Source organism: Mesorhizobium dulcispinae, from assembly GCF_033977345.1.
Taxonomy (GTDB): domain Bacteria; phylum Pseudomonadota; class Alphaproteobacteria; order Rhizobiales; family Rhizobiaceae; genus Mesorhizobium; species Mesorhizobium dulcispinae.
Genome location: NZ_JAVIIY010000025.1, coordinates 25,612 through 51,309, shown reverse-complemented (window position 1 = coordinate 51,309; position 25,698 = coordinate 25,612). Strand labels below are relative to the sequence as shown.

23 protein-coding genes and 1 pseudogene are annotated in these 25,698 nt (G+C 60.0%); 14 read left to right on the top strand and 10 right to left on the bottom strand.

The annotated features are described in order from the left end of the window. From RFN30_RS29975 to RFN30_RS29955, 5 genes are all read right to left on the bottom strand, one after another. Positions 1–852: an electron transfer flavoprotein subunit beta/FixA family protein gene (locus RFN30_RS29975; RefSeq protein ID WP_320223338.1), complete on the bottom strand. Its 852-nt coding sequence runs from the start codon at positions 850–852 to the stop codon at positions 1–3. Between the two features lie 183 nt (positions 853–1,035). Next, positions 1,036–1,416, bottom strand: coding sequence for a nitrogenase stabilizing/protective protein NifW (gene nifW, locus RFN30_RS29970; RefSeq protein ID WP_320223337.1), 381 nt, complete (start codon positions 1,414–1,416; stop codon positions 1,036–1,038). Further along, a complete protein-coding gene (gene nifV / locus RFN30_RS29965) occupies positions 1,413–2,621 on the bottom strand; it encodes a homocitrate synthase (RefSeq protein WP_320223336.1) in 1,209 nt (402 codons plus the stop codon). Before nifV ends, nifW begins: the two co-directional genes overlap by 4 nt. Further along, a complete protein-coding gene (gene nifS, locus RFN30_RS29960) occupies positions 2,618–3,835 on the bottom strand; it encodes a cysteine desulfurase NifS (RefSeq protein WP_320223335.1) in 1,218 nt (405 codons plus the stop codon). Before nifS ends, nifV begins: the two co-directional genes overlap by 4 nt. A 15-nt stretch (positions 3,836–3,850) precedes the next feature. Then, positions 3,851–4,171, bottom strand: a complete 321-nt coding sequence (locus RFN30_RS29955; RefSeq protein ID WP_320223334.1) for a HesB/IscA family protein — start codon at positions 4,169–4,171, stop codon at positions 3,851–3,853. 604 nt (positions 4,172–4,775) lie between these two features. On the opposite strand from RFN30_RS29955, the gene RFN30_RS29950 reads away from it, so the two are divergent. Beyond that, positions 4,776–5,837 carry a hemin-degrading factor gene (locus RFN30_RS29950; RefSeq protein WP_320265614.1) on the top strand — a complete coding sequence of 354 codons (1,062 nt, stop codon included), beginning with the start codon at positions 4,776–4,778 and terminating at the stop codon, positions 5,835–5,837. 866 nt (positions 5,838–6,703) lie between these two features. Next, entirely contained in the window at positions 6,704–7,501 is a 798-nt protein-coding gene (locus RFN30_RS29945; protein WP_320215382.1) for a calcium-binding protein, read from the top strand. A gap of 92 nt (positions 7,502–7,593) precedes the next feature. Here RFN30_RS29945 and RFN30_RS29940 read toward each other — a convergent pair. Further along, positions 7,594–7,829, bottom strand: a pseudogene (locus RFN30_RS29940) (transposase); the annotation flags it as partial. Between the two features lie 662 nt (positions 7,830–8,491). Here RFN30_RS29940 and RFN30_RS29935 point away from each other — a divergent pair. From RFN30_RS29935 to repC, 7 genes are all read left to right on the top strand, one after another. After that, complete coding sequence (locus tag RFN30_RS29935; RefSeq protein ID WP_320265613.1) at positions 8,492–9,709, top strand: cytochrome P450; 1,218 nt, start codon at positions 8,492–8,494, stop codon at positions 9,707–9,709. A 48-nt stretch (positions 9,710–9,757) separates the two neighbouring features. Beyond that, positions 9,758–10,003 (top strand): ferredoxin, encoded by a 246-nt coding sequence (locus tag RFN30_RS29930; protein ID WP_320256007.1) that lies wholly within the window; start codon positions 9,758–9,760, stop codon positions 10,001–10,003. Between the two features lie 176 nt (positions 10,004–10,179). After that, complete coding sequence (locus RFN30_RS29925) at positions 10,180–10,821, top strand: nuclear transport factor 2 family protein (protein WP_320265620.1); 642 nt, start codon at positions 10,180–10,182, stop codon at positions 10,819–10,821. A gap of 313 nt (positions 10,822–11,134) precedes the next feature. Further along, the gene (locus tag RFN30_RS29920; RefSeq protein WP_320265619.1) at positions 11,135–12,733 is read left to right on the top strand and encodes an SDR family oxidoreductase; all 1,599 of its coding nucleotides are present in this window, start codon (positions 11,135–11,137) and stop codon (positions 12,731–12,733) included. A 304-nt stretch (positions 12,734–13,037) separates the two neighbouring features. Next, positions 13,038–14,090 (top strand): LLM class flavin-dependent oxidoreductase, encoded by a 1,053-nt coding sequence (locus RFN30_RS29915; RefSeq protein WP_320223329.1) that lies wholly within the window; start codon positions 13,038–13,040, stop codon positions 14,088–14,090. After that, positions 14,090–14,713: a nitrogen fixation protein NifQ gene (locus RFN30_RS29910; RefSeq protein ID WP_320265612.1), complete on the top strand. Its 624-nt coding sequence runs from the start codon at positions 14,090–14,092 to the stop codon at positions 14,711–14,713. The genes RFN30_RS29915 and RFN30_RS29910 overlap by 1 nt, the downstream gene beginning before the upstream one ends. Before the next feature lie 316 nt (positions 14,714–15,029). After that, the gene (repC, locus tag RFN30_RS29905; RefSeq protein ID WP_320215375.1) at positions 15,030–15,488 is read left to right on the top strand and encodes a replication initiation protein RepC; all 459 of its coding nucleotides are present in this window, start codon (positions 15,030–15,032) and stop codon (positions 15,486–15,488) included. A 167-nt stretch (positions 15,489–15,655) separates the two neighbouring features. Here the strand turns inward: repC and RFN30_RS29900 are convergent, their stop codons facing one another. Continuing rightward, positions 15,656–16,816, bottom strand: a complete 1,161-nt coding sequence (locus tag RFN30_RS29900; RefSeq protein WP_320265611.1) for an ATP-binding protein — start codon at positions 16,814–16,816, stop codon at positions 15,656–15,658. A 125-nt stretch (positions 16,817–16,941) separates the two neighbouring features. Between RFN30_RS29900 and RFN30_RS29895 the strand changes: the two genes are divergently transcribed. The 5 genes from RFN30_RS29895 to RFN30_RS29875 all read left to right on the top strand — a co-directional run bounded on the left by RFN30_RS29895 (position 16,942) and on the right by RFN30_RS29875 (position 23,111). Then, positions 16,942–17,760 carry a hypothetical protein gene (locus RFN30_RS29895; protein WP_320253330.1) on the top strand — a complete coding sequence of 273 codons (819 nt, stop codon included), beginning with the start codon at positions 16,942–16,944 and terminating at the stop codon, positions 17,758–17,760. Between the two features lie 121 nt (positions 17,761–17,881). Then, on the top strand, positions 17,882–18,400 hold the full coding sequence (locus RFN30_RS29890) for an RES family NAD+ phosphorylase (protein WP_320265610.1): 519 nt from the start codon (positions 17,882–17,884) through the stop codon (positions 18,398–18,400). 1,194 nt (positions 18,401–19,594) lie between these two features. Then, on the top strand, positions 19,595–20,158 hold the full coding sequence (locus tag RFN30_RS29885) for a cold-shock protein (RefSeq protein ID WP_320215371.1): 564 nt from the start codon (positions 19,595–19,597) through the stop codon (positions 20,156–20,158). A gap of 471 nt (positions 20,159–20,629) precedes the next feature. Then, on the top strand, positions 20,630–21,079 hold the full coding sequence (locus RFN30_RS29880; protein WP_320265609.1) for a Ros/MucR family transcriptional regulator: 450 nt from the start codon (positions 20,630–20,632) through the stop codon (positions 21,077–21,079). Positions 21,080–22,028: 949 nt separating this feature from the next. Next, positions 22,029–23,111, top strand: a complete 1,083-nt coding sequence (locus RFN30_RS29875) for a cytochrome-c peroxidase (protein ID WP_320265608.1) — start codon at positions 22,029–22,031, stop codon at positions 23,109–23,111. Positions 23,112–23,167: 56 nt separating this feature from the next. Here RFN30_RS29875 and rpoN read toward each other — a convergent pair whose 3' ends face one another. From rpoN to RFN30_RS32475, 3 genes are all read right to left on the bottom strand, one after another. Beyond that, a complete protein-coding gene (rpoN, locus tag RFN30_RS29870; RefSeq protein ID WP_320265607.1) occupies positions 23,168–24,616 on the bottom strand; it encodes an RNA polymerase factor sigma-54 in 1,449 nt (482 codons plus the stop codon). A 70-nt stretch (positions 24,617–24,686) separates the two neighbouring features. Beyond that, complete coding sequence (locus RFN30_RS29865; protein WP_320215367.1) at positions 24,687–25,220, bottom strand: peroxiredoxin; 534 nt, start codon at positions 25,218–25,220, stop codon at positions 24,687–24,689. After that, complete coding sequence (locus tag RFN30_RS32475) at positions 25,220–25,660, bottom strand: transcriptional repressor (protein ID WP_430699095.1); 441 nt, start codon at positions 25,658–25,660, stop codon at positions 25,220–25,222. Before RFN30_RS32475 ends, RFN30_RS29865 begins: the two co-directional genes overlap by 1 nt. Between the last annotated feature and the right edge of the window lie 38 nt (positions 25,661–25,698).

Genomic DNA, 25,698 nt, shown 5'->3' with positions numbered 1-25,698 from the left:
TCATTCGCCGCCGTTGAAGGCGAGTTCCTGTTCCAGCGCCGGCCCGCGGGTTAAGATTGCGGCGATAAGTTCGTCAGCGAGATCACGCAAATTCCTCTCGGGGGTGTCGATAAGTGCCGCCTTTTCCGCCCGCGCTGTAGGGGCGAAAACGCGCTTGACGACCGTCGGCGAGCCGCGCAGCCCGCATCTGGTGAGGTCATCAATGCCGGCGTCGGCCGCACTCCACTTCAGGACCTGGCTACGCGCGGCGTACAGGGCGTCCTCGAGCGAGCCCCGACGGATCTCATTTGTGCCTTCCAGCATGGTGATGAGACAAGGGAGCCTGCTCTTCAGCATCTGCGTGCCGCCTTCACAGCGGCGCTCGACCTTGATCTCGCGCGCAGCGAGGTCAACGGAGGGGATCTTCGCAACATAGGTGAGTTGCATGAGATCGAGGCGCTTGGCGATGCCGGGCCCGACCTGGGCGGTGTCGCCATCGATCGTCTGCTTGCCAGTGAAGACGATGTCTGGCGTGCCGAACGTCTCGCCAACCTTCGCGATTGCCTGGGAAAGAGCGAAGGAGGTCGCCAGCGTGTCAGAGCCCGCAAAATAGCGATCCGTCAACAGCACCGCGCGGTCGGCGCCGTAACCGAGCGTCTTGCGCAACGCGTCCTCCGCCATGGGCGGACCCATAGTGAGCACGGTGACCTCGCCGCCGTAAGTGTCGCGCAGTCTAAGAGCCTCTTCGAGGGCGAATATGTCGTAAGGATTGATGATGGTAGGCACACCCTGACGCATGATCGTGTTCGTAACGGGATGGACCCGTATCTGTGCCGAGTCCGGCACCTGCTTGATGCAGACTACGATGTGCATTGGCGGTCTCTTTGGGCTTCTATACGGATGCGGGCTTGGCGGTAGATCTTTGGCAGCATCATTCGTGCCAACTGTTTTGCGAGCTCATATTCCTCGAGACTCCGTTGGTTCCTTCCAGGGGCGCGTTCGTGATGACACGATTTGTCGGCTTCCCGACATTGTCGCGTCGCAACCATGTCGCGCTCATTCTTTTGCGAACCGCTTCAGGACGGACTCGAACGGGACGAAGGTGCGGCCCGGCGTGGCAGGCTTGTTGGGATCGTAGTCTTTGAGCACCTTGAAGATCCGGTGCTTAAGCGGCGAGGAAGTCGTGAAGTCCTCGTAAGCGCGTAGCAGCGTTGCGCGCACCCGCGCGGCGACCACCTGGTCGGGCAAATCGGATAGATCTTCTTCGGCAAGGTATTGGCCCACGCGCTTCATGATATGAAGCCGTGAGACATTCAGCACCTTTGGGTCATAAGAGACCCCAAGGACCGCGAAGAACTCCTCCGCGGCCGACAGGCCCTTCAGTCGCGCGAGGATGTCGGTAACATCGATGGGGCGGCCGTCAGCGGAACAATTCATCGCATTCTCCCTGGTCGGGCAACTGTGGTGTCGCTGTGTTCGTCGCCCAGCTGGCCTGGACCGGCGACATCCGCGAAGCGTGCCTCGCTGCACATTCCATCGTAGATCTCGACCAGTTGAGCCGCAGTAATGGTCGACTTTGTCTCGGCCGCCTTGCGGCGGACGCGGGCCACCATCGCGGCTGCCAAATCCGGGTCGAGATCGCGACCGCTTTCGCTCAGCACGCGGGCAATCGAGGTGGCGCCGGAATGCTTACCGATGACGATACGCCGGCAGCGGCCCACGAGTGCCGGGTCGAGCCCCTGGTAGGCGCGCGAGTCCTTCAGCAGCCCTGCGACGTGAGTGCCGGATTCGTGGGTGAAAACATCGGCGCCGACGACCGGCTTAATAGTCGCCGTCTGCCGGCGGGCGGCGCAAGCCACCTGGGCGGCGAGGTCGGGCAATGCGGTCAGCTCGATGCCGGTATCCGCGCCGTCGATGACGGCCATCGCGGCCGCCACTTCTTCCAGCGCGGCATTACCCGCACGCTCGCCGAGCCCGAGGACGGTGACGGACGCATGGCGCGCGCCTGCACGGATCGCGGCCAGCGTGTTGGCGGCCGCAAGGCCGAGATCGTTGTGCGCGTGAAATTCGAGGTCGATTTCAGACTTCGCCATGAGCTGGGCGACAAGTTCGAAAGTCGAAAAGGGGTCGAGAATGCCGACCGTGTCGGCCAGCCTGACGCGGCTTGCGCCGGCGCGCGCAGCCGTTTCGATGACGCGGGCAAGATGATCCCCATCAGCCCGCGAGGCATCCTCGCAGCCCACAGCGACGAAGAAGCCGGCAGCGGCTGCGCGCCTGACCATATCCTCGATGACCTGCAGCGCTCCCGCCTGATCGAGGCCGAGCTTGGCGGCAAGTTGGATGTCGGATGCAGGCAGCGACAGATTGACGGCGCCGACGCCGCTCTCGATCGCTGCGTCGAGATCCCTCGCCTTCATCCGGCACCAGGCCATGAGCCGAACCGGGAGACGCCGCGCGACCGCGGCGCGAATTGTTTCGATCTCGTCGGCGCCCATGATCGGCGTGCCGATCTCGATCTCTGGGACGCCGGCGGCCACAAGAGACTCGGCGAGCTCCAGCTTTTCCGCCGTCGTAAAGGCGACACCGGGCGCCTGCTCGCCGTCGCGCAAGGTCGTGTCGTTGAGGAAGACATCACGGCTCATGAACGGCAGCCTGTTCTGCTTCCGCCCAGGTATGGACCGGATCGAACGTCTTCGGGACTTCGCCCACGCGGCCCAGAACCGGGAGAGTCACGCAGCTTCTCAACGATTGCCGGCATGACCTCAAGCACCCGCTCGACGTCTTCTTCGTTGTTGTCGCGCGCAAACGAGAAGCGGACTGCCCCGTGTGGCATCTTCATCGCGCTCAGGACATGGCTGGGTTCCATTGAGCCTGAGGTGCAGGCGGAGCCGGAGGAACAGGCGATGCCTACGCGGCTCAGCAGATGTGGGATTCCATCGCTTTCGGTATGTTCAAAGGAGATGTTTGCGGTGTTTGGCAACCGCTCCATCGGATCGCCAGTGACACTGGTGTTTGGGATGCGCTGGAGGATCCCATCCTCCAGGCGGTCGCGCAGCGACTTTACCCGTGTGGTCGCGTCGTCCATGAATTTCAAGGCGAGTTCGGCCGCCGTGCCGAGCCCGACTATGCCGGGCGTGTTCTCGGTACCGGCACGCCGGCCGTGCTGTTGGTGCCCTCCCTTGATCATCGAGCGGAAGTGCACGCCACGCTTTATCCAAAGTGCACCGATCCCTTTGGGGCCATGAAGCTTGTGGCCGGAGAGCGACAGCATGTCGATAGCGGTCGATTTCAGGTCCATCGGAAGCTTGCCAACCGCCTGCACTGCATCGGTATGAAAAAGGGCGCCAATTTCCTTGGCCAACTCGGCGAGCTTGGCCACGGGAAAGATCGTACCGGTCTCGTTGTTCGCCCACATTACCGAGACGACTGCCACACGGGGCGAGAGGGCTGCCTTGTAGGCGTCGAGGTCAAGCCGGCCACGACGATCCACGGGGATCGTGTGGACCTTGACGCGACGAACCTGCTCAAGATGCGCGCACAGCGTCAATACGGCGGGATGCTCGACCGCGGACGTCACGATCTCGGTTCGGTCGGGCGTGAGCTCGAGCGCCGAAAGGATCGCTGCATTGTCGCCTTCTGTTCCACCCGAGGTGAAGGTGATCTCATCGTCGAACTGCGCGCCGATCAGCGCCTGCAACTGCCGCCGCGCCTTCTTTATCGCCGCACCGACTGAGGCGCCAAAAGCGTGCGTCGACGAAGGGTTGCCGAATTGATCCGTGAAGTACGGCAACATCGCTCGCACAACGTCAGGATCGACCCGTGTCGTTGCGTTGTTGTCGAGGTAGACAGGCCTCATACGAACAGTCCTCAGTTAACTGAAGGACTTGCCGCAGCCGCACTTGTCCCGCGCGTTGGGGTTGTCGAAGACAAAGCCGGAAGAGTCGAGCCCGGTGACGAAGTCGACGGTCATGCCGGCGACATGGGGTTGGGAGTCTGCGTCCACAAACAGCTTGATCCCATCTGTCTCCGTAATCACATCGCCCTGGCGCGAAACGCTCTCCAGGCCCATTATGTATTTGAACCCGGCGCAGCCGCCGGTCTGGACCATAATGCGAAAGCCCTCCGCTTGCTCGCTGGCGCTGGAAAGAGCGGTCTTGACGGCGGCAACAGCATTGTCGGTGAGCGTGATCATGGCAAGATTTCTCCTCAATCCGTGACGTCTTTGCGGATCACGATGCAGGGACCGTGCCAAAAGAGGAAAAAACCGTTTCAACACGGCGCGATCCCCCTAGAGGCGCTATCAATCTTGTTGGCCATTGCTGAAAAGACGTCGGGCACCCGACACGCACTGTCGGGTTTGTCGAGTACGTGACACAAAGTGTCCGGCCTCGGTTCCCACTGAACTCTCACATAAATCATTGATGAGTGTGCGGAACATTTTTTTGCGCTTGTTCAGGCGAATTGGCACGACTTTTGAAACGCCCATTGGCGATGCGGCAAGAACCGCCGAGACAAAAATCATGCTGCGAGTGCCCTCGCGATCGATGGAATGGAGCAAGCCACATGTCAGGGCTGGGCAACATGTCAGGGTTGGGTCAGAACCGCTCTGCGCGGGTGGAATCGGCTCCTCGCCGCTCAGACGACACGCCGGTTTCGATGGCGATCACGCACTCTCGCCAGCAGCACCCTGTTCCTGGACGAGCAGGAGGTCGGCATCGAGCACCACGCTGCGCTCAGTCGACCGACCACCCGGCAGGGCAGCTGATCCTCAACAAGCAGATGAAGGTCGTTAATACATGGACCAGCGCGAGAGACCATCGCCGCAAGAAATCCGTCGGGCGCAGCAAGACAATCCAAAGATCCGTGAGCACGATCTCGCCGCCCGACTGGGCATTTCGGAAGCGGAACTGGTCGCCGCGCATTGCGGTCTGGGCGCGATTCGCGTCGAGCCGCGCGTCAATGATCTGCTGACCGGCCTCGAAGCGGTCGGCGAGGTGGTGGCGCATACCCGCAATGAAAGTGCTGTGCACGAAAAGATCGGCGTCTACGACAAGGTGGTCACCGGCAACAGGCATGCTCTGGTACTTGGCGACGACATCGACTTGCGCATCTTCCCGAAGGTTTGGGCGCATGGATTTGCTGTCGAGAAGCGCGATGGCAAGGACATTAGCCATAGCCTGCAATTCTTTGATGCCGCCGGCAAGGCGATGCACAAGGTGCAACTCGGGCCCGCCTCAAATCTCGATGCTTATCAGAAGCTGGTGGCTGAGCTGGAATCCTCGAACCAGGAGCCGATCGTAGTATTCAAGGCGAGCGGAGCCAACGATGACGCAGAGGTTCCTGAACAAGCCGCCACGGTGGAGGATCTACGCGAGTGCTGGAGCCAACTGACGGACGTGCATCAGTTCTTCGACATGTTGAAGAGACTGAAGCTCAGCCGCCGCGAGGCGGTGCGTATGGTCGGCGAGGTTTACGCTTGGGCGCTCGAAAAGGACGCCATCGGCGCCATGTTTCAACAGGCGGCCGAAGACGAAATGCCGATCATGTGCTTTGTAGGAAATCGTGGCTGCATCCAAATCCATTCCGGTCCGATCAAGTGGGTCAAAACAATCGGGCCGTGGATCAATGTGCTCGACGAGACCTTCCACCTGCATCTCGGGACCCACCACATCCGCGAGGTCTGGGCCGTGCGCAAGCCGACCAAGGACGGTCACGTCACCTCGCTCGAAGCCTACGGCGCCGATGGCAAGATGATCATCCAGTTCTTTGGCAAGCGCCGCGAAGGCGAGGGCGAGCGCGAGGACTGGCGGTTTCTGGCCGAGACCCTGCCACGCATTCCCGGTCCGACCGCTGCATGAGGCGAGACCAATTGCATGTTGTTTTCCGGTTTCGCTCGGCACCCGTCGCCGGGGCTCAGCATTCTGCTGGCCATCGCTTTGCCTGCGGAGCGAGTGAGCGCCTAGCTATTGCTTCCCGTGCTGTCACGGATCGCTCGATCGTCGCAATCGCCTGCGCGCTTGGCGAGGAAAGACATCTCACCGCTCGAAATTCGACGAGCTACTACCCGAATTCCGCTGAAGGTTGACCGATGTCGGCCACATGCGTCAGCTGTCGGCGAAGGTTGTTTTGTCGGTCAGTCAGTCCAACTTTGCGGCCGTGCTCCAAAACGAGGCCCATGCTTCCTTCAAGTAGCCGTCCTCAAAGTACTAAGATCCTTCGTTGGGCATTGCTTGCTTGTGATCTGATCCGCAGGTGACCTCTGCCGCGAATCGAAATGCCCCGGCCGCTTGCCGCGCGCTCAGGAGTGCCGCGCCGGATTGCTTTGCTCAGGCATTCAACCACCTTGCGTCAAACAAACGGCAAGCAAGGACCAACGATCATTCTGCCCCTGCTTCCACCGCGGGAGGCTCCGGCTTCAATATGGTCCTACTCAATGACCGTATTCCTGGAAAGCAATTTTCCAATCACGTTTCTCCGATATCAAAGCGTTAGACATCCACTCGCGACCGGGAGAGCAGGACGCCCGCAGGCCGCGCGTGTTCTTCCGGCATCCGCGCCTCCCGTCATTGCGCGCACGACCCGGAGGCGCTCATGGCGCACCCGAGGATGACACACATCCATCGCGTAAATATGTTGAATCGGAACAATCAATTTTGCCAATAATCTGAAGAGAGATATGAAAAGGTTCAGGTGGCGTGGGGACGCAGGATAAGGAGTGTCTCTGATGGCTATCCATGGTAGTCCGCGCGACAACGCCCTCTTCGGCACCAACGATGAGAATGTGATCACAGATCCCGACGGTAATGACTGGATTGACGCTCTTGCCGGTAACGATTCCATTTCGGCGGGGCCCGGCAATGACCGAGTCTTCGGTGGCACAGGTAATGATCATGTCTTTGGCGAGGAGGGCAATGACTACCTCTACGGCGACAGCGGGCGAGACGGACCGCGCATCACTGCTGAGGATAATGACAAGCTCTATGGGGGTCCGGGTAACGACACCCTCTTTGTTGGTGACGGCAGGGATTATCTGACCGGGGGGACAGGCAACGACACGTTCGTGTTCCAATTCCACAACCCGATCCCTGGATATGACCCGCGTTTCGGGCCGGACCCGGATAATACCTCGATCTTGGATTTCAACCCGGCGGATGACACTTTGGCCTTCGATGCGGTTGGCCTCGGTAGCGACGGCTTTGGCGCCAACTTCGTCAACCACGCCAGCTCACGGTCTGGCCATCCAGTTGACACCTTCTACAGCGGCGACGCCGCGGGCGCGAACGGCGAGCATGTCGTCGTGCTCACCAACTCGTTCAGCAACGGCTCCCAGGCTGCGGATGCGATCTCCAATGAGCATATCGGCGACATTATCGCTTACTATAATCCGTTAACCCAGTCAGGGAATCTGGCCTATGTCACCTCCGATAACCATGCCGACGATTTTGCTCATCTCGGTAATGTCCACAGCGTCGCGGATCTGGCCGGGCTTGGGTTGAGCGCGTGGGACTTTACCTTCGTCTGATCCGCGGGAACCTTGGATCGGATAGGACGAGATGCGCTACCGCGTAGATACACCGCCGCTTTCGCCGACGGCGATACTCACCGCGACCGAGACGCGTCGGAGACGACAAGCTTGACGTCTCTGAAGCCGCGGCGCGTCAGTTTGCGCAGGAGCTCCGTCCAGGTCGGCTTGGCCACGGAGATGCCGACCTCATGCCAAGCACCTCGCGGCAATGGTCGACGCCGACGGCGATAATCACCGCGACCGAGACGACGCGGCCGCTGCGGCGCACCTTCAGATAGTTCGCGCACATCCACACCTATAGCCAATCGTCCTCGATCGGCCATTCAATCAAGGCCTTGAGCATCCCGTCGGTCTGCGAGGGAGAAAGCCGAATGGCTGCGGTACTCGGCGACGACCGCAATGCTTGGCGCATCGGCCACCAAAGACTCTCAACATTATGCCAAGTTGGCAGAAAAGCCTCAGAAAGAGTGTCCTGCATACTGTTAAATTGGTCTGAACCAAGGTTTGGCAGGAGCCAAGCCGAACCGTCCCCGTGTCGCGGACGCGACAAAGCTGACCGCAGGTGTCGGTTGTCGGACGTTTTGCCGGGACGACATGTGGTCATCCAATGAGCGGCGGTCCCGGTGGTGGCTGAGCATAGATCGGTTCAGCACCATCGATACGGTCGATCCGGCACGCAACTTGCTTAGAAGATTTCGGGGCGCCAGCAGCAGTGCGTCACGGAGCTCAGCGATGATTGACCAGTCTCACAAACTTCAATGGGGATAACCAGTGGGTTACGCTTTAGAACCGCAGCACGAAGCAGATGCCTCTGCTGCTTGAATGCGCGACCGATCTCTTGCGCTGGTGCGCAGTTTGGCTGCATCGCGCAACACAATCACGACGCGCTAGAGCTGGGACTTACCGGGTGCTGGCCAATCGACCTTGAGATCGGCCGGCAATCTCAATCGAGCGCATGAACGCCTGGCGTTCAGGAGAAGAGGCCAAATGGCGACAAATCCGGTTCCAGATCATGTCCCGCCCGAAATGGTGAGGGAGTTCAGCCTGTTCACTTCGCCCGGCATGTCACCGACTCCCAACGGGGATCCCCACGCGGCAGTCGCTTGCGTCCATTCCGGCCCGCCTATCTTTTATTCACCCCTCAACACACGCGACGGCAGGGGCACCTGGGTGATCACCCGCGCCAGCGACCAGCGCCGGGTGCTGCAGGACAGCGAAACTTTTTCCAGCCATCGCAGCATCTTTGCCTCCGCCCTGGGCGAAAGCTGGCCGATGATCCCACTTGAACTGGATCCTCCTGCCCATGGCGCCTTTCGCTCACTGCTCAATCCGCTGTTTTCGCCAAAGCGGGTGGCGGCATTGGAGCCGGCTGTCCGCGAGCGGGCAATCAGGCTCATCGACGGGATCGCCGCATCGGGCACAAGCTGCGACGTCATGAAGGATTTCGCATTTCCGTTCACGGTAAACATCTTCCTTCATCTCCTAGGGCTACCGGATGACCGAATCGACACATTTGTTGGATGGGGGAGAGATCTGCTCCACGGCGACGATGTGAAACGGCCGGCCGCGGCCCGGACGATCGTATCGTTCATTGATGAACTTGCAGCCGTCCGCCGCAAGGACCTGGTTGATGATTTCATGACTTTCGTCGTGCAGGCACAGGTCGAGGGCCGCCGCCTGACGAAACAGGAAGTACGCGGCGTCGGCGTGCTTGTCTTTGTTGCCGGGCTAGACACTGTTGCAGCAGCCATAGGCTTTGACCTGGCCTATCTCGCACGCAACCTCAAGGATCAGGAATTGCTGCGCGGCGAACCAGGCCGGATCGTGGCCGCGGCCGAAGAATTGCTGCGCGCCTATCCGACCGTTCAGTTGATCCGCGTGGCAACGAAAGATATCGACTTCGAAGGCGCGCCGATCCGCAAGGGAGATTATGTTTCCTGCGCCACGATGATCGCCAACCGCGACCCGGCGGAATTCGAATGCCCCAACACGGTCGATCTGGCGCGAGAGGACAACCGCCATGCCACCTTTGGCTATGGTCCCCACCGTTGCCTTGGCTCACATCTTGCCCGGCGCGAGATCGTCATTGGCCTGGAGGAGTGGTTGGCGCGCATCCCCGCCTTCCGGATCAAGAAGGGTACGGCACCCATCACCTCTGGCGGCCATGTGTTCGGGATCGAAAATCTGATCCTAGACTGGTCCTGACCAAGCCCCGCCCCCGTGCCGAGGTGCAAAGACAATGGAGGCAGCGCCATGCGCATCATCGTCCAAAATGCCAAATGCCAGGGTCACGCGCGATGCGCGGCGCACGCGCCACACATCTTCAAGCTCGATGACGCCGGTTACATCCTGGCCGGTAACATCGAAGTTGCGGAAGGGGAGGAACTGACTGCATCGCGAGGTGCGCGATCCTGTCCCGAACGTGCACTTAAACTCGACCGTGAACCCTGCAGCACGAGTGAACCGGACGTCATTCCACCGAGAGTCCGGCGGGCATGAAAGGGATCGACCAAGTGGCCCATACGGGAACTGAGGCACGCTCCTTCTGTTCCACCACCGTCCTCGTCCAACTGCGCAGGGGCACCTGCGGCATCGAGAAGCCCCCCAGGATGCGCAAACGCCAAGATGCGGTTCGCGAAACACCTCTTCCGATCGCAGAATTTGTGGCAGAGCCGATGGAACAGACGAAAATTGCCCAACTAATCGACCGTGAGGCGATCCGGGACTGCCTCTATCGGTACTGCCGCGGGATCGACCGCGCCGATGAAGCGGCGCTACGCAGCGCATACTGGCCCGATGCGCATGACAATCACGGCGCCTATTGCGGCCCTGCAGAGGGGTTCATCGAGTTTGCACTCGGTGTCTTCAAGACCGGACCCCGTAACATCCACCAGATCACCAACATCCTGATCGAGTTCATCAGCTCGGCAGAGGCTGCGGTCGAGAGCTATTTCACCGCGCTGCAACGCGCACCGGACAAAGACGGAGACGTACGCCAGATGCTCCTGTGCGGCCGTTACTGCGATCTGTTTCACAAGAGGGAAGGGGAGTGGCGGATTGCCGAACGGACAGTTGTCTACGATTGGATAGAGGAGCAGATCCCACCAGCGATCGTTGAGGCAGAACGGTTCGGCCCGCGCCGGCCGATCGGAGCACCGCATCCGGACGATCCGGTCTACAAGCTCGGAAAGCGTCGCATTCCTTCTCGCCATGACTCTTCGGAGGCTTCGAACGACACAGCCGCATCGGCCGAGGAGAATCAAGGCCATGACAACTTTGCGATGCTACAGCGATCCCGGCGAAAGACAGCCCGGTGAAGGTGCGCCAAATTGGATTGCCTTTCTGCCCGCGACGGCGTGAGCGATCGGCTCTGTCCCACGAGCCCGCCGACGACACTGGTTGTGCCCAAATGTACGGGTCCTTGGCAGCGCCGATCATCACGGCAAGCTCCTGTCCTTGGCCGGTCCCTCAGCAGCCTCGGCTACCAAATCGGAAGTTGGATCGCTGCCGGATCGCTGCGTCGTCTTTCCGGGTCCGCAACTGGCCATCGCCAGGACGCGCTGCTTTAGCGCGACGCATCTTTTGCCGCTCAAAATTGATTGGATGAAATCGCCGAAGGAAGTCCTCAACATGCAGACAGGACGCATCGTCATCATTACGGGCGCCGCGGGTGGGATCGGCCGTGCGCTGGTCGAAGTTCTTGCCAGGGATGGAGACACTGTCGTTGCGGTAGACCTTCCTGGCAGTGGCGTCGTTGAACTGGCCCGTGGTCTCGGCCACCCGCATCTTGGCCTTGAGTGCGACGTCTCGCGGGAGGAGGATGTGCTCGCGCTTTACGGTCGGGTCGAAGCACAGTTCGCCCAGATCAGCGTCCTCATCAACAACGCCGCGATGGGACCCACCATGGCTGCGAGCGTCGACACTGGTGTCGACGCCTTCCGCCTCGCCCTGGCAGTAAACTTGATTGGACCGTTCGTCATGGCCCGCGAAGCGGCGAGGCGCATGAGGCGGGGCGGTGCGATCGTCAACGTCGCTTCGATGGCGGGCGTCGTAGGCAATCCCAAACGCAACGCCTACGCGGCCTCGAAGGCGGGCCTGATCTCGTTGACGAAGTCGCTTGCATGTGAGTGGGCTTCTCGCGGCATTCGCGTGACGGCGGTAGCGCCCGGCTACGTGCGCACGCCGATGGTGGCAGAACTGGAACGCGCGGGCAAAGTGGACCTAGCGGCCGTGCGCCGCCGCGTGCCGCTGGGGCGTTTGGCGCATCCGGACGAGATCGCTCTCGCCGTGCGTTTTCTGACCAGCTCGCAGGCGCGCTACATCACCGGTTCAGTGCTGGCGGTCGACGGAGGCTGGATGTCATTCAACCAGCCGGGGGATGCACACCCGCAGGTGGATGGGATACCCCAAGCCGAACTGTGCTGTCCGGCCGAACGCACCGACGCGCGTATCGTGCTCGTCACCGGCGGCGCGAACGGCATCGGCGCGGCCGTGGTTCGCCGCTTTGCAGCAAACGGCGATACCGTTGTGATTGCTGATAGAGATGGCGCTGCAGCGGCAGAACTCGCTGCGTGGCTCCGCGGCAAGAACCCGGCCAAATGCGTGGATGTGGCCGTCGAGAGCGAGGTGGTTGCGCTATTCGAAGAGATGCGGGCGAGCTTCGGGCGCATCGATGTGCTCGTCAACGGTGCTGCTGCCGCCGACATTTTGTCGTTGGGAATCGAACAAATACCGGAACACATCCAACACGTCTTGGATGTCAATCTTACCGGGGCCTTCACCTGCGCTCGCGAAGCGATCAAGACGATGCGCGCTGGCGGCGTGATCCTCAACATCGGATCGATCAACAGCTTTCTGCCGTTCGCGCCGCGCCATGCCTACGGTGCCTCCCAGGCGGGGCTGGACATTCTGACCCGATGCCTGGCGGCCGAACTCGGGCCGGTCGGCATACGGACGGCCACCGTCGCTCCTGGATTCATTTGCACGCCTGGCGTTGCTCAGTTGGCGAAGGTCGGCCGCATCGACATGAAAACGATCGCACGACGCATCCCGATGGGCAAGCTGGGACAGCCGAAAGACGTGGCTGACGCAGCGTTCTTCCTGGCTTCGTCCGCCGCCTCATACGTCAACGGCTCCATCCTGTACGTGGACGGCGGCTGGACCTCGTTCGGTGATGCGGGAAACGCCTGCGAACTCGATAACGAGTATTTTGCGGAGGCCGCCTGCTGAGTGTCGACTATTCGCCAGCCGACAGGCCGCGGCTCATCGAGGCCGAGTTCGTCCAAGGGTTCATGGTCCGGTTGGGCGCCCCGCCCGCACTGCTTGACCGAAGACCTCATCCTCGGCGAGGCGAAACGTCCGCCTCATCGCTGTCGAAGCCATTGCAACCGCTCGGTGCGCCTGCAACCGCCGAACGGCTTGCGGCCTGACCACGCCGCCGCCAAGGGCGAGATCGAGGCCGCGGCCAAGGCGCCTCGCGCGCACCCAGAACATCTCCCGATGGCTAGCTCCGTTCTGTAAACAGGGAAACACCATGGAATTCGCAACCTTTATCCTGGCCGCCCAGCGCGGATATCACCAATCGTGCGAGAGCGTTATCCGCAACTCCATCGAACAGGCCGTCGTTTCGGAGCAGGCCGGCTTCGATACCGCGTGGTTCGCGGAGCATCACTTCAACAATTATAGCCTCATTCCCTCGCCCTTGATGATGGTGGCGCACTGCGCCGGCGTCACGAGTACCATTCGCCTTGGCACTGCCGTGTGCGTGCTGCCGCTCTATCAACCGCAGCGCCTGCTTTCCGAGATCGGCTTCGCCGACATTGTTGCGAATGGCCGCCTCGAGCTTGGCGTCGGCTCGGGATACCAGCAATTCGAGTTCGAGCGCTTCGGCGTCAATATCGATGAGGCGCCGGCGGTCTTTTCGGAATACTTGGACATCCTTCAAAAGGGCCTCAACCAAAACATCTTCGAGCACGACGGTCAGTATGAGAACATACCCCCCACGGCGATTTCGGTGCGCACCGTCCAGAAGCCGACCCCGCCGATCTGGATCGCCGCCGGGACGGCCCGCCTGGGCCGGGCCTATCGTGAGGGACACAATCTTTTTGTGACGGCATTCCATAACGGATTAGAAACTTTGCGCGTCCTGCGCGAAGCCATCGAGAAGGCCGCGGCTGCCGAAGGCAAGAATGTCACGGACGCCAAGATATCTTTGCTACGTTGCTGCTATGCCAGCGACGACGAGGCAGAGATCAATAGCTATCTCGACAACGCCCGCTTCCAGCGCCGGCTGTCTGAAGCACTGCATCAGCGTCGCCAGCAGAGCCTGGACGGCTATCTGCTAAAAGAAACGCCAACGCAGCAAGATTTGTCATTCGCGACGATGCGCCGGAACCTGCCGATCGGCAGCGTGAATCGAGTGGTCGATCGCCTGTTGGAAGAGATCGATATCTTAAAACCCAACCAGATCGCAATTCAGACCCAGTTGGGGGATTTCGACCAAAAGACGATGCTGCGCCAGATCGAGCTCTGGGGAGACAAGATCATCCCGGCGGTGAACAAGTCGCTCGCTCATCAGGGCGGTTGATGGGACAAAACATCGCCCACCACTGTGGCTGCCTCTGCGCCGGCCAATCGCCGCGGTTCAAGCTGGAGTTTGATCAGCATGTGCTTGCCTGCGTGCTTTCGTGTGCACTCGAGGAAGTCGAGGCCGGCGAGGCGACGGCGACGGAGGCAACCGGTCTTTCGCGCGCCGAGCTGCGCGATGTCCTGGCCAGCAGCTTCCCCACTTTCCCCTTCAAGGCCTTCGCCCTGGAAGAGATGGGCGAGCCCGAGCCGGACCCGGAGGAAGAACTTTTGCGCGAGCTGCTCCTGGCCCATGCCCTGCCGGGCGACCCGGCAAGCGCCCGGTTTGCCAAGATCATCGCCCGGCGCGCCATGCGCAATGACCATCTCTGGCAGGACCTTGGCCTTTTCAATCGCACCGAGCTCAGCCGCCTGCTTGCCATGCATTTTCCGACGCTGGCGGCCGGCAACACCCAAAACATGAAATGGAAGAAGTACTTTTACCGCAAGCTCTGTGAGGCCGAAGGGTTTTCGCTATGCGCCGCGCCCAGTTGCCGGGAATGCAACGATTTCGCAGGCTGCTTCGGTCCGGAGGAAGGCGAAAATCGCCTTGCACGAATCAAAAATGGATTTGCATTGGATTAAGAGCCGCTTTCGTCAGTGTTATGAGGCAGCCAACCTTGATCGCCATCGAGCCGTAGGCACTTTTCCCGGCGACGTTACACGGGAGGAGGGGACCTTCATCGCATGATCGCGGTGAGCGATGGTCGATTCGACTCGGGTCGAGATCTTCTTGTTTCGGAAGCAGGGGGGATCATATTTGACTAACCAAACGAACGGGCGCATGACCTGTTCCTAGCACTATCGGGTCACATCTAGTCTCTTAGAGACATTAGCACCCCATAGAATCACAGACCTAAGGACGGCCTGTCTCCACAAGGAGCCGGCCGCGACGCCGAGCATGACGACAACGTGCGCAGCCTGCCACAACGGGACGTGCCGTTGGTGCTGGGCGCCTGCCCATCGCAAATTACACGAAGGGGGCGCAAATCCGGACTTGGCGGGACTTGCAGCCGTTGCGGACAGGGCGCGGCCGACTATTGGGGTCAGCCCAGGCGCCTGGCAGGAGGCGGCGGAGGTCATGGGTTCACAGAATGCGTCGATTACCCTGGCTGCGATCCTGCAACGGGCCGAACGCATCCGCAGTTGTGGCGGCTATCTGCGGGATCTCACGGAAAAAGCGCGGGCGCAGAAATTCTCTGTGTGGCCCATGGTCACCGCGTTGCTCAACGCCAGAGTCGGGGCGCTGGAGAAGGCTGCTGCCGGAAAAGGTGCGGAGGAATCCTCAGCAGCGCAGGAGCGCGGCGGGTGCCGTGGGGCAGCTCGCTGGATATCAGCGACGCGCTGCGCGACAGCATGAAGAAAAAGGGCTGGTGATGATGTCCCGGGCTGGATCGCCGATGCCGCCATTGGCAATGAGCTCGGAACGGAGAGCGTGCGGTCGATCAGGTCCTTGACCCAGAATGGCCGCTCGGCCGGCCTGTTCGACCTTTCAGCCGGTTCGTCTGAGGCCTTGCTGATATACGACTATGACTGTTCGCCTAGCAGCGATGCCAGTTGTGTGAGCCCGACAGCTTCTATTTTCGGGGCCATCGGATAGGACTCGGTTCCGGCGTACACGACGAAAGTGCGGTCGGGCTGAACATCTTCCAAGGCCATATGCAGACCCTTTCCCAGCGAAGGAGACAGGCTGCGTTTTATTTCGATTGCCCAGACGCCGCGATTGGCTGGAAGCTGGAGGACAAGATCGATCTCGGCTCCGGCCGCGGTGCGGAAGAAGCTTGCGAGGGTCCCTTCGGGCGCCACCGATACAAGATTCTCCAGAACGAAGCCCTCCCAACTCGCGCCGACGACCGGGTGGCCGGCGAGGCTGTCGGCCGTCTCTATGCCAAGCAGGGCATGTACGAGCCCGCTGTCGCGGACGTACACTTTCGGTGTTTTGACGAGGCGTTTGCCCGTATTGGCGTGCAACGGCGGCAGCCGACGGATCAACAGCAGGTCCACAAGCAGATCAACATAGGACGAAATGGTCGGCGCGCTGACCGAAAGGTTGGCCGCCAGGCGTGACGCATTCAGCAGGCCCGCCTGATTGTGGGCAAGCATGGTCCACAGCCGTTCGAGGGTTTGCGCCGGAATCCGCGGGCCGAATTGCGGCACGTCGCGCTCGAGATAAGTGCGGATGAAATTGCGTCGATACGCGAAGCTGTTGGCTTCCGAATGTGCAAGAAAACTGTCCGGGAACCCGCCACGCAGCCAGAGACTTTCAACCGACAGCTTTTCAGAAGCGATCTCGAGCGCGTCCAGCGGTGTCATCTCGACATATTCGATGCGGCCGGCCAGGCTTTCGCCCGATTGACGCAGCAGATCCATCGAGGCTGATCCCAGAAGCAGGAAACGACCGGTGCGGCGTCCGCGCCGGCGTCCGGCGTCGATCAACCCTCGAAGCTCCTGGAACAACTCTGGCATTCGATGGATCTCGTCCAGGATGACCAGACGGTCCTCGTAGGCGCGCAGGAACAGTGCTGGATCCGACAACTTGTTCCTGTCCTCGCGGGACTCCAGATCGAGATAGAGTGCATCCAGGTCTTCACCAATCTGCAAGGCGAGCGTTGTCTTGCCGACCTGGCGTGGGCCGATGAGGGCCACAGCAGCTTGACGGGCAAGCGCCTGACGAACTTGAGGTAGCACACGGCGGTCTATCATCCATGCAAATTAAAAGGCGCGTTTTAAGATTGCAAGGATAAAGAGCTGGATACCGCACAACGGAGACATACGTGATATGAGTGTGCTCATACGCAATCTCACGTGATGTCTTGTCCGACGCTCTCTTCTCATCTTTCCTCATGGTCGATCGACCGCATGCGCCGATCGGCGGACGGCGCACGTCGGGCGGCGCTAGGGCGCAGGAGCGCCCTAGCCGCACCGTCTCCGACGATCGCGAGCTTCTTGTCGGGGCGATCCGTCGCGCGCTTCAAGAAACAGCGCCCGCGTTGGCGGCGCCAGCAACTGCGACCTCGACAGGATTCGTGGACCTCGCTGCCGCGGCCGCCGACATCGCCCTGGGGCACTCCGTCGTCCTTCAACTCAAGCCCGACCTAGACCAAGGACGCCGAAGCGCGGTGCGCTCCTTCCTTGAAATAGTCGTCCGCGTGAGTGCCACGCTTGACGAAACACGCCTCGAGTCGGCGATCAGCAAGCTCGCGGAGGTCCTCCTGCCCGATGAGCTCGCCGACGCGCGCGGAGCATTGGCCTCGGACAACCTCGAGCTCCGTGATCGATTCGTCTCGGAGGTTCCTCAGCTCACGAGCGCCGAGATCGGAGCGCAGGCGGGGCTGAAGACCAAGAACCCCTATGCGACCGCAGCGCGCTGGAAAAAGGCTGGCAACATCTTCTCGGTCCAGCACCGAGGCAAAGAGTATTTCCCGGCTTTCCAGTTCCGCGAGGGACGGCCGCACCCGACGATCAAGAAGGCGCTCGGGGCACTCCCTCCCCGGCTGTCTGCGTGGCAACGTGCCTTCTGGTTCATGTCGACGAATGGCTGGCTGGCCGACAAGGCACCCGCCGATATGCTCGACAGTCCGCAGTCAATCATCGCAGCCGCTGAACGAGAGGGCCAAGAGGTGGTTGGGTGAGCGTTTCAAGCGTACGCCCGCCGCCTTCTTCCTTTCCGAGCATTAACACCCAAAAGGTCACGAAAGGCATTGTCCTCCATCGCACGCACGGCTCCAGCTTCCGGCCGGCGCAGTTCAACCCATGCATGGGTCAGCCGACGCGTTCGCTCCTTTTCCAGACTCCGCAGGCGCATGCGTACCGACGCTCTACGCGGCGACATCGCGGGAGGCAGCGGCTTTCGAGTCGATCTTTCACGACATCGAGCCTACTGCCGTCTTCAAGACAGTCCGCCTCGACGTCATCGAATCGCGCAGCGTAAGCCGCATTGCACCGAAGCGCGATCTGCTCCTGGCCGGCCTGTTCGCGCCGGATCTCAAGGTGTGGGGCATAAGCCGCGGCGATCTCATCGAGACGCCGAAATCGACCTACCGTCAGACTGTTCTTTGGGCTCAAGCGATTCACAGCGCCAGAGCGGACGTTGACGGCCTGCTTTGGACATCTCGACAGTGCGACCCGGACCGATGCGTAATACTATTCGAGGATCGTGTCAGCGAGGGAGATTTCGAGGTTCACGACAGCATCGAGGTCGGCGCCGACGCGGACCTGTTGCTCGAGATCCGAGCTTTCGGCATGCGCGCCGGCATTACCATCGTTTCTTAGGCATGCGTTGATGTCGAGAACACATGATCCGCGGCCGGTTGGCCCTCCCCACGAGACGTATGTTTCTCGATACCGAAGTCCATAGACGAGCTAGGGGGCGCGGGCATCCCGAAAAATGCCTACGCTCGATCAGGGCGAGATCGATAACCTTGCTTGGGGAGCTTTTGTCGAGCAGCTCGTTAGCGAATTGAAGGGGGCATTCAATCGCTGCCTGGAAGTCCCCGCTGGCAGGTGTTTAAGGTGATTTCGCGGGTCGCGCGCCGTTTGGCGCGCGCAACGGCAAAGAATTCCCGACGAGTCGAGGACGAGGAATTTCCCACCGCTGTCACCACGATTCTCTGCCATTCGTTCCAGCGGTCGTCGTGTTTCGTGCTGACGGCTTCGAGTTGTTTTGCCAGCGGTCGGGAGTCTCCTTCGGAATGCCGGCTTTGCGGCCCAGGCTCTTGAAGGGTTCGCCTGAGGTCTCGGCTCGTCGCATAGGGATCACGCCGCGGGTCCCGTTGCCGTCACACGGAGAAAAACGCCGTGACTGACCGAGTTTCAACAAGTCCTTTGGAGACGCGAAGAAACGCCCATAGTCATTCGGTGATGGACTCGTCGTTTTGGCCGCAACCGGCTCGGAGGAAGGCAAATGCAGCCTCGCAAGGATCAAGAACGGGATCGCGTTGGACTAAGATCCGTCTTCGTCACCAGTATGAGGCGGCCAATCTTGATCGCCATCGAGCCGTAGGCGATTTTCCCGGCGTCACACGGGAGGAGGGGATGTGCGCACCGCCCTGATCTGGTGAGCGGTCAATGACGCGCCCGGCCGGCAACAGGGGTTGACCGGGTGACGGAGGACTGTAGCAATGATGCGGTCGGGCGAAGAGCGGCAACTCCCAATAGTCGAGCGGAACGCGTCTCAACCATGGCGGATCGGTCCCGGAACAGAAGTGCCGTGGCGACGCATTCGCGACGATATTGCAAAGAAGGATATCCAGTGGTTAGAAAGCGAGGCCCAAAGCAAGTGAGAGCCTCTGCAGAGCCTGGTTGATTGAACCGCGCCCTGCTGCCCGGCTGACAATTCTAGCTTGTCGCTGATCAAAGATGGATGGCGCTTTTGAAGAGCTGACACGTGCGACCGAAGACTCAAGCGACCGCCCATCCGTGCCAACCTTTTTGGTGGCCAGCACCATTTCCTTCCCCTGAGATGACATGAGCAGATACAAGGATTACCGCAAGCCCCGTCGGCGTCGAGATGACGACGGCCCGTTTCCTTTTCCAGAAGAGGACCTCGTCCCAAGCTTCTTTCATCAAACGTCACCTGCGACGGCAAAGCCGGTAGAAGCAGAGGTCAAGTGGTTCAACGCAAGCAAAGGTTTTGGCTTCGTCAGAATCTCGGACGGAAGGGATGCCTACCTGCATATTCGGGCATTGGAAGCGGTTGGAAGGAGCAGTGTCCCAGAGGGAGTGCGGCTCAAGGTCACCTTGGAGGAGACGCGAAAAGGCCATCAGGTCGCGCAAGTCCTGGAGATTGCACGGGAGACGGCCAACACTTCGACATCCGCGCCGGAAAGCGCCGGCACCGTCAAATGGTATAACGCCGAGAAAGGCTTTGGCTTCATTGCTCCTGAAGCCGGCGGAAAGGACGTATTCGTCCACGCCTCAACGTTGGCCCGCTGTGGAGTGAGCGAGCTCGTGGAGGGACAAAAGGTTTTTATCGAGTGCGCGCAGGGCAAGAAAGGTTTGGAGGTGCAAAGCATTCGTGCAGTTCCTTGACGACGGCCCAGCCCTTTTGTTGAACGCGCAATGGTGAGCCATTCACTGCGCATAAGCACATCAGAAAGGCGCGTTTGTCGCGGTGCTCGATCCTCATTTTTGACGAGGGCCGATATGGTTCACATCGTGCTCACCGTCCTTGGCATGGTCGTTCAAATTGAGGCTGCGGTTCATCACGGAACGCAGCCGCGACGGAAATCGAACAACGTAACAGCACCTATAAGGTGGCAAACAGCGGCTTGACAGGGATTATCATGGTACTGCTTGCCGACGGCCTCGGCCCAGCAGGAATTGCCAAACTGGTCGGCTGCTGCAAATGCAGTTTTATCGGATCATTCAAGCCTTCAATGAATCTTCTGCTGCGATAGCCAGAAGTGGTGGACTAACGCCGACATAAGCAGATCATGCTGGCCTTCCCCGACAAAGCCGGTAAAAGAGTTCCCCGTGTTGTCACAGAATAGGAGTAATTGAATGCACGAGGACACCGCAAATAGCCGAGGCCTGTTGATTGAACTTACGGCAGATATTGTATCTGCCTATGTCAGCAAAAACGCCGTTCCCCCCGCGTCACTGCCAGAGCTTATCGCAAGCGTGAATTCGTCATTGTCGAATCTTGGGCAGGCGGTCGAGCCAGAGAAGCCAGCCCAAGCGCCTGCGGTTAATCCGAAGCGGTCGGTGTTTCCCGACTACATCATTTGCCTAGAGGACGGCAAGAAATTCAAATCGCTTAAGCGTCATCTCAACGTCCACTACGGCCTGACGCCCAACGAATATCGCGAGAAATGGGGATTGAAGTCCGACTACCCCATGGTGGCGCCGAACTATGCGGCCCAACGGTCGGCGCTGGCGAAGTCGAGCGGTCTCGGCCACAAGGCTGTCAGCAATCCCGAAAGGAAGTCGGCGGCACGCAAATCTAGGTAGTGGGCGCAATGCCTCCCCCAGGTCGATGCGCCATACGGTGGAATTGACCGGCCAAACCTGTAAGGCCTTCAAATCCGACATAGCCCTGCGCACAGCCGAAGCAAACTCGGAGGCGACAAGGACGCCGGCAATCCTTTCGTAGCAAGTCCTGCTACGGCTAAGTGATCGCCGGCTGGTCCTGTGCAATCGCGGCCGATCGCGTCACAGCGGCTGCCTGGCTGCTTGAGCTGCGCGGCCAGATCGCTAGGCTCGACTGAGACGCGAACTCTCTCGCAGGGGTTCCTTGGAAGGTCTGCGCGGCCTTGAAGACCGCTTCGATTTCGCAGGCGAAGTCCAGATAAAATTGCCGGGGAGGGCTTTCAAGACGAAGCCGAGGCGGTATTGCGGCAGCGGCTCCGGTCCTCGCCGCCATCGACGTCATAACCGAGTGTACAGATAACTCCGCAGCCCCAGGCGGCAGACTTAGAGTTCGACGCGGCTGATGAATAGACACCCGCGCCCGCCGTGATTAGGAGCGCCGGTCGCCGCACAAACTCCCGACTTTTCCGCTGTCGATTTTGTCGGATTGGCGACAACTGTAGCTCGACCGAGACAGGCTCTTCGAGCGTAACCGCTGCAAGTTTGAGAAAAATCTCGGTTGGCCTGAAATGGCATGATCCTTGTTGTTTTCCATTCGATGTGATCGCCGCGGGCAAGAAACGCGACGGGTCCGCTCGCAAAACCCAAATGGAGAAAAAGGATGATACGACCGGAAGAGACTCAATCTTTGGTCAGCCTCAGATTCGCCTTAAGGGGCGCGAGGGCTTCGCCCGGAGAGTCCCCGTCTTGGGCATTCATGCAATTCAGGAATGACTTCCAACTCTAGTTGCGAAGACGCGGTCCGGGCGCTGCGGTAGTTCGCTTGAATCCCTAGAAAGCTTCATCAAAGCAATAGTGGGTACTTACGTCGATGGGCTTCGTGAAGACATTTATTGTCTCCTTCTTCCGCTTGGCGGCGGGATTGGCGTTTCTATGTGCTGCACTCACAGGCTGCCTGCTTGCCTCCACAGCCATGGGGCAGGACAACCTGCTGGATGTTGCGAGATCGCTGTTTCGCCCCATTCCCAAGCGTGCTGCAGACCTGGACGGCAATCCGGCGACCTTAGAGAAGCTCGAGTTGGGCAAGATGCTCTATTTCGAACCGCGGCTCTCGCAAGCTCACAACATCAGCTGCAACACCTGCCATCAAATCGGCCGTGCTGGCGGCGATGGCCGTTCCACCTCTATTGGCCATAACTGGCAGCGCGGCGGCCGCAATGCGCCAACTGTATTCAACGCTGTGTTCAACATCGCTCAGTTTTGGGACGGACGGGCAGCGGATCTGACGGAGCAGGCCGGCGGCCCGATCTCCAACCCGACGGAGATGGGGACCACTCCCGGGCACGCCGTCGAAGAGCTCAAGGGCATTCCTGGGTACGTTGAGGCGTTCGGCAAAGCCTTCCCTGATGAAGTCGATCCCCTCAGATATGACAACATCGCGAGAGCCATCGCCGTGTTCGAGGCGACGCTGATCACGCCTAACGCACCCTTCGACAGGTATCTCGAAGGTAACGAAAACGCACTCACCACTGAACAGAAGGAGGGGCTCAGGCTTTTCACCGACAAAGGATGCTCGTCTTGCCACAACGGCATCAACCTCGGTGGGAGCATGTACGCTCCTTTTGGGGTGGTCGAAAAGCCCGGCTGGGACTTCCTGCCGCCTGACGACAAGGGACGCGTCGAGGTGACACGGAAGGTGGATGACGACTATGTCTTCAAGGTCCCTACCTTGAGGAACGTCGCACTCACCGCCCCCTATTTTCACAGCGGCCATGCATGGGATCTAGAGCAAGCCGTGGCGGTGATGGGCACGACCCAGCTTGGTACGCAGCTGAGCCCTGAGGAAGTCGACAAGATCACCGCTTTCCTACAGGCGCTCACCGGGGACCAGCCGAAGGTAACCTATCCAACCTTGCCGCCGAGCGTCGCGACGACACCTCGGCCGGCGCCGTGACCGCATAATCCTGCGAGGGCGGCTAATAGACGCCGAGAAGGGGCCAGACGCCTGCTTCAACTTTGATCGCCAATGAGCCATAGCCGCTTTTCCCGGCGCCGTCCCACGGAGGAGGGGATGTTCATCGCCTCGCGATATTTTGTGACGGTGCGGCGCGCAACATTGATACCGGTTTCCTTCAGCCGGACGGCGATCTCGTCGTCGGAAAGCACGTCACCGGGCGATTCTTGAGCAATTATCGCTTTTATCCGATGGCGGACAGCTTCGGCGGAGTGCGCGTCGCCGCCTTGGCAGGAGGCAATCGCGACGGTGAAAAAATACTTCAGTTCGAACACCCCGCGTGGGGTAAGCATATACTTGTTCGAGGTCACCCGGCTCACCGTCGATTCATGCACGTTAATCGCCTCAGCGACAGTCCTGAGATTGAGAGGCCGCAGATGGGCCACGCCATGTTGGAAAAAGGCATCCTGTTGGCGCACGATTTCAGTCGCAACCTTAAGAATCGTCTTGGCCCGCTGATCCAGGCTGCGGATTAACCAATTCGCGTTTTGCAGACATTCGTTCAGATACGCTTGATCTTTCGAATTCTGGACGGTGTGTCGCGAAACTTCTGCGAAATAGGTTTGGTTGATCAAAACTTTGGGCAATGCGTCCGGATCAAGTTCGATCTGCCATCCACCTCCGGGTGAGGGCGTGACCCAGACGTCGGGTATGATGGATTCGGGCGCTCCGGATTGGAATCGGTTGCCAGGCTTGGGATCGAGCGCACGGATTTCATGCAACATCTCGAGAAGGTCTTCTTCATCGACGCAGCAGTGCTGCTTCAGCGCCTGAAAATCGCGTCTGGCAACCATCTCAAGGTTCGAAACCAACGCGGCCATCGCCGGGTCGAACCGGTCTCGCTGACGCAACTGGATCTCGAGACATTCGCTGAGAGTACGAGCAAAAATTCCAGGTGGATCAAACTGCTGCAAGGTTGCGAGAACCCGTTCCACATCGGTCTCGCGGGCGTTCAGTTTGCCGGCCAGTTCCACGAGGTCCACCCGAAGATAGCCCGTATCTTCCAGATGGGCTGCGAGCTCGCCGGCAATCAGCCGCTCCTGTGGTGTGAATGCAGTGAGCGCGATCTGACCAGCGACGCGGTCGTGCAAGGTTTCGGTGCAGGCGGCAAACTCGTCCAGGGCAGGGCGACTATCCGCAGGGGTATTCGTCGTGTTGCGCAGCGATTTCCATTCCCCCAGTCGCTCGGCGGCCGCCGCGCTCGTCGGCCTATCCGTGTCTTTTTCGCGTGCGCCGGTGGACTGGTCTGCCGAAATCGGCACGTCGCCAAGAGCCTCACCGTCGTTTGAAGCTGGCTCCAAAAGCGGATTTTTCTCGAGTTCCTGCTCCACAAATTGATGCAGTTCGGCGCGAGCCAGTTGCAACAGGCGAATCGACTCAATGAGCTGAGGCGATGCCACCATAGATTGCTTCTGGCGTTGAAGCAGCCTTGCCGAGGACAGCATGTTGAACGCGAAACTCCGATCGAGGAGGCTCTTGGCCGTGCGTTAATGGGATTGCCAGACGCTCACTTAATCATGCGGCGGCCTGCAGTGTTTCAAGAACGTTCTGCGGGGATGAGACGGCATAGGGATCGGTCTCGCAGTTGTCGGAGAATCCTTCTTCCTCGAACCATTGCTCCACCGCACCGTCGTTGATCAGGGCGGCGTAGCGCCAGGAGCGCATTCCGAAGCCGAGATTGTCCTTCGCAACCAGCATACCCATTTTGCGCGTGAACTCGCCTGAGCCGTCCGGGATAAGCTCGACCTTCTGCAGCCCCAAGGACTTGCCCCACGCATTCATGACGAAGGCATCGTTGACGGAGATGCAGTAGATTGCGTCAATTCCTTCCTTCCTGAACTCGTCATAGAGCTTTTCGAAATTGGGCAGTTGGTAGGTCGAGCAGGTCGGGGTGAAGGCGCCAGGCAGCGAGAACAGGATGACGCGCTTGCCATCGAAATAGTCGTCGGATGTCTTGTCTTGCCAGCGGTATGGATTTGGCCCCTCGACGGACTCATCGCGAACACGCGTGCGAAAAGTAACGAAGGGGACCTTCTTCGTGATGGTCATCAAGTAGCTCCTTTTAGAAGAAACCTGGCATGGCTTCTCGGTTTGGGCCGACGCAACGTCGACTCGGCAGGCATGCCGGACATGAGATGAAGGCCTTCGCGGCTTCCAAATCGCTCTTCCACCCGGTGGTACGGGAAGGCCTTGGGCCCACCCTCTTCATCATCCGAATGGCCTGGCCAATATGAGTGATTTGGGCGGGATCGAGCAACCCTTTTGCGGCAAGTGGCGCCGGAAGGGATGTGGATGACTGGCTGCTTGTCGTCGAGGAGAAAGTGGTGGTGATCGACAGTGTCAATCTCGAAATAGCCGTGTGGCGCCGCAACGTTGAGGTCGCCCAAGAGTCTCGCTTCACGAAAGTGGTTCTGCCTATTGTAGATGGTTGCCAGTGGCGCGCCGACGTCGGTTGGAGTGACCCTTCGATGCAGTGCTTCGGCATTCACATGCTGATGAGGACCGGCAAGCAGCAATTGGGCGCATG

Excerpts from the sequence above, each read along its gene's own strand:
- RFN30_RS29890 (WP_320265610.1), top strand. The coding sequence starts at position 17,882 with ATGCATGGGTCAGCCGACGCGTTCGCTCCTTTTCCAGACTCCGCAGGC.
- RFN30_RS29925 (WP_320265620.1), top strand. The coding sequence starts at position 10,180 with ATGGAACAGACGAAAATTGCCCAACTAATCGACCGTGAGGCGATCCGG.
- RFN30_RS29910 (WP_320265612.1), top strand. The coding sequence starts at position 14,090 with ATGGGACAAAACATCGCCCACCACTGTGGCTGCCTCTGCGCCGGCCAA.
- nifV (WP_320223336.1), bottom strand. The coding sequence starts at position 2,621 with ATGAGCCGTGATGTCTTCCTCAACGACACGACCTTGCGCGACGGCGAG.
- RFN30_RS29975 (WP_320223338.1), bottom strand. The coding sequence starts at position 852 with ATGCACATCGTAGTCTGCATCAAGCAGGTGCCGGACTCGGCACAGATA.
- nifS (WP_320223335.1), bottom strand. The coding sequence starts at position 3,835 with ATGAGGCCTGTCTACCTCGACAACAACGCAACGACACGGGTCGATCCT.
- RFN30_RS29880 (WP_320265609.1), top strand. The coding sequence starts at position 20,630 with ATGCACGAGGACACCGCAAATAGCCGAGGCCTGTTGATTGAACTTACG.
- RFN30_RS29920 (WP_320265619.1), top strand. The coding sequence starts at position 11,135 with ATGCAGACAGGACGCATCGTCATCATTACGGGCGCCGCGGGTGGGATC.
- RFN30_RS29930 (WP_320256007.1), top strand. The coding sequence starts at position 9,758 with ATGCGCATCATCGTCCAAAATGCCAAATGCCAGGGTCACGCGCGATGC.
- RFN30_RS29865 (WP_320215367.1), bottom strand. The coding sequence starts at position 25,220 with ATGACCATCACGAAGAAGGTCCCCTTCGTTACTTTTCGCACGCGTGTT.
- nifW (WP_320223337.1), bottom strand. The coding sequence starts at position 1,416 with ATGAATTGTTCCGCTGACGGCCGCCCCATCGATGTTACCGACATCCTC.
- RFN30_RS29945 (WP_320215382.1), top strand. The coding sequence starts at position 6,704 with ATGGCTATCCATGGTAGTCCGCGCGACAACGCCCTCTTCGGCACCAAC.
- RFN30_RS29955 (WP_320223334.1), bottom strand. The coding sequence starts at position 4,171 with ATGATCACGCTCACCGACAATGCTGTTGCCGCCGTCAAGACCGCTCTT.
- RFN30_RS29935 (WP_320265613.1), top strand. The coding sequence starts at position 8,492 with ATGGCGACAAATCCGGTTCCAGATCATGTCCCGCCCGAAATGGTGAGG.
- RFN30_RS29950 (WP_320265614.1), top strand. The coding sequence starts at position 4,776 with ATGGACCAGCGCGAGAGACCATCGCCGCAAGAAATCCGTCGGGCGCAG.
- RFN30_RS29875 (WP_320265608.1), top strand. The coding sequence starts at position 22,029 with ATGGGCTTCGTGAAGACATTTATTGTCTCCTTCTTCCGCTTGGCGGCG.
- RFN30_RS29885 (WP_320215371.1), top strand. The coding sequence starts at position 19,595 with ATGAGCAGATACAAGGATTACCGCAAGCCCCGTCGGCGTCGAGATGAC.
- rpoN (WP_320265607.1), bottom strand. The coding sequence starts at position 24,616 with ATGCTGTCCTCGGCAAGGCTGCTTCAACGCCAGAAGCAATCTATGGTG.
- repC (WP_320215375.1), top strand. The coding sequence starts at position 15,030 with ATGACGACAACGTGCGCAGCCTGCCACAACGGGACGTGCCGTTGGTGC.
- RFN30_RS29915 (WP_320223329.1), top strand. The coding sequence starts at position 13,038 with ATGGAATTCGCAACCTTTATCCTGGCCGCCCAGCGCGGATATCACCAA.